This window comes from Streptomyces sp. NPDC089919, assembly GCF_040684615.1.
Lineage (GTDB): Bacteria > Actinomycetota > Actinomycetes > Streptomycetales > Streptomycetaceae > Streptomyces.
The window spans coordinates 1-3,019 of record NZ_JBFBGK010000221.1 but is presented as its reverse complement, the minus strand read 5'-3'; the positions used below and the strand labels follow the sequence as shown (position 1 = coordinate 3,019).

General features: G+C 72.0%; 1 protein-coding gene. It reads right to left on the bottom strand.

The genetic code is table 11. The annotated features are described in order from the left end of the window. Nucleotides 1–2,376: Helicase associated domain protein (locus AB0O40_RS37735; RefSeq protein WP_365050866.1), on the bottom strand; the 2,376-nt coding region annotated here is incomplete at its 3' end. Between the last annotated feature and the right edge of the window lie 643 nt (nucleotides 2,377–3,019).

Sequence of the window (3,019 nt, the reverse complement as noted above, 5' to 3'; positions counted from 1 at the left end):
GCCTTCGTCTTCCAGGTGGTGCGCGAGGGCGGCGATGCCCGTCTCGAAGGCCGCCGTGCTGCGCCCGGCCCGGGTGCCGGTGGCTGGCTTCCCGGCGGCCGTGGGGGCCTTCACGGCTCGGGTGCGGGCCGGTTTGACGCCGAGGTCGGTCAGGCGCTGCTGCTGCTCGGCGGTCAGCGTGTGGAAGGCCCGTCGTTGTGTGGTGAGCCAGCGTCCGATGTCGTCGCCGTGCCGGGTGACTCCGGGGACGACGGCCCGCAGGGAGGCGCCGTCGTTGAGGTGCTGCTGCAGGTAGGCGTAGTGGCGCTGCCAGTCCACGGTCCACCCGCGTACGGCCGGGTTCCAGTCCTCGTCGATCGCGGCCAGGGCCGCCGCCCGCCGACCGGCGCGTACCGGGTCCTTGCCGAGCCCGCCGGGCCGGCGGACGTTGGTGAGCCACTGCCCGAGCTGGATGTCGAGGATCGCTGCGCCCCGCGGGGCGGCCAGCGTGCCGTGCAGCCGGTGCCAGGCCCGGGCGGCGGCGAGGTTGGTGTCGAAGGCGGCGTCGGCGGTGTCCCAGACGATCCCGAGTTCTTCGAGTTCGTCCGCGTGCCGGCCGGTCATGGTTCCGGCGCGGTAGGCGCGGCGTTGGTCGGAGAGCCACCGTCCCAGTGGGTAGGTGCCCTCGGTGTGCTCGTAGGGGACCTCGAGGTGGCCTTCGCGTTCCCGGTACCGGAAGGCGGCTTCTGCGCCCCGCCTCCAGTCCTGGCGTTCGGTGTTGAAGACCTGGTAGCTGATCCACTTCGCGATCAGCGCCGGGTCGCGGGCGGCGGCGAAGCGGAGCAGCAGCCGGGCCTCCTCCTCGCCCGGTTCGGGTGCCGGGCCGATCGTCAGCGACGGCGCAACGATGCGTTTCTGGTTCTCCTGTGGAATTGCAAGCATTTCCACGGCACGTTCATCATGCGCCCGAAGCCCGTTCAGAACCTTGATGAGCGGCCCATACGACTTCGAGGAAAGAATGTCCTCCGGTTTCTCATCTTCCCGCAAAAACACGGGGACGATCAGCGTCGCCATTTTTCCCTCGCCGGGTTTTTGCCGCAGGGCTCGGCCGATGGCTTGGACGATGTCGACGGCGGAGCCTTTGGGGTCGATGAGGGCGACCGAGTCGACCGCCCGGATGTCTACGCCCTCACCGAGCACGCGGCAGTTCGCCAGCACCGCCCGGCCGGCCCGGCGGCCGAAGTCCGCGAGGACGCCGGCCCGGTGGCCGGCCTCGTGCTCCCCACGCAGCCACCCCGACCACACGGTGGCCGGGTGCCGCACCGGGTCGACGGCGTGCAACCGGGCCGCGACGCGGCCCAGGCCTTCTGCGAAGGCCTGCGCCTCGATGGTGCGGTGGTGGAAGGTGATCGTCGTCTTGAGGCCGTGGGCGGCCATGGTCTCCAGCAGGGTGGTCTGCACGGCGGCCAGCCGCTGCCCCCGCAGCGGCTCCTCCCACCGCTCCTCGCCGTAGAGCCGGGCCGGCGTCACCACCGGGTCGACGAGCTCGGCGACGACGACCTGGTAGCGGGCCAGCAGTCCGCGGGCGATGGCGTCGGCGAGCGACAGCTCGTAGACGACGGGCCCGAAGACGCGGACGTCGTCCATGGAGCAGGCCATCTTCTTGGGCAGCCGGTCCCGGGCTGGCCCCGGCGGCACGTACGGACGCCCCTCGGCCTCGGCCTTCGCGCGCTGCTCCGCCTCGAACCGCCGGTCCTCCTCCGCGGCCCGGCGCTTCTCCTCGCGCGTCCGCGGGGGCCGCTCGGCCCAGATCCGCGGGGTCGCGGTCATGTAGAGCCGGCGCCGTGCCGGGATGAGGTCCTGGCGGTGGATGTCGGCCCAGGCCTTGCCCACCGACCCGGACGTCCGGTGCGCCTCGTCCACCACGACCAGGTCGAAGGCCTCCATCGGCAGCCCGAACTCGCCACGGAACGCGGCGGCGATGACGGGTAGGGAGGCGTAGGTGGCGTAGACGGTGACGGGGCCCCGGCCGTGCCACAGGCCCAGCTGCGGCGCCGACGTCGTCGACCGCACCCCGAGGCCGTACAGCTGCGCGTCGTCCTCGAGCGAGCACACCGCCACAGCCGGCCCGTCATGGCCGGCCGTCCGCCAGGCCCGGGCGGTCTGGGTCAGCAGATCCAGGGTCGGCAGCAGCACCAGGACCCGCCCGCCCCGCGCCAGCCGGTGCGCGGCCGCGGCCGCCATCACCGTCTTGCCGGTGCCGCACGCGGCCACCACCGTGGCTCGGAGCTCCGCCTTCGGGAACCGCCGGCCCGGCCGGGCCTCTAGCCCCCGGACGATCGCCTCCACCGCCTCTTCCTGGTGCGGGAAGAGCTCGATTTCACCGGCCTTCTGCATTCGATCCCTCCGAGGTAGTGGCGGGTTTCTCGGGATGGTACACAGCATCCGAATTCGTGAGAGGAATCCAAGGCGATCCAGAGTCTCACCCTGGGAGGGCCAGCATTCTCGTGATGCTACACAGCTTGCATCTGCTGTGATGTAGGCTTGACTGTACCTGAGGCGGCGTGCGGCCGGAGCGGCTTCCCGAAAGACGTCCACCCCTGTGGGGGACTCGTACAGCCCGTCAGATGGACGAGGCCGCCACCCTCCCGCTGCTGCCGGCCGGGCCCGCTTGCGGGCCCCAGGTCCTGGAGCGAAGCGGAAAGGCCCGGGGTGGGAGCGGAGCGGACACCCCAACAGGCCGAAGGCCTGAACCCCGTGAAACGGGGTCAGCTCCGAGGGAGCGCAGCGGACGCGGAGCAGGTCCGCAGCGAAGCGCAGGACCCCGGCCCGAAGGGCCGGCACCAGCCCGGCAAAGCCGGGCAGCTCCTGCAGCGAAGCGGAAGGAGCCGGCCGCCGAAGGCGGCCCCGCCGGAGCGAAGCGCAGGCGGTGTCCCTGCCATGCGCGCAGCGCATGGGGTCTGCCCGAGCTGAAGAAGGCCATCGCGGAGAAGACGCTGCGGGACTCCGGCTTCGAGGTGGACGCGTCGCAGGTACTCGT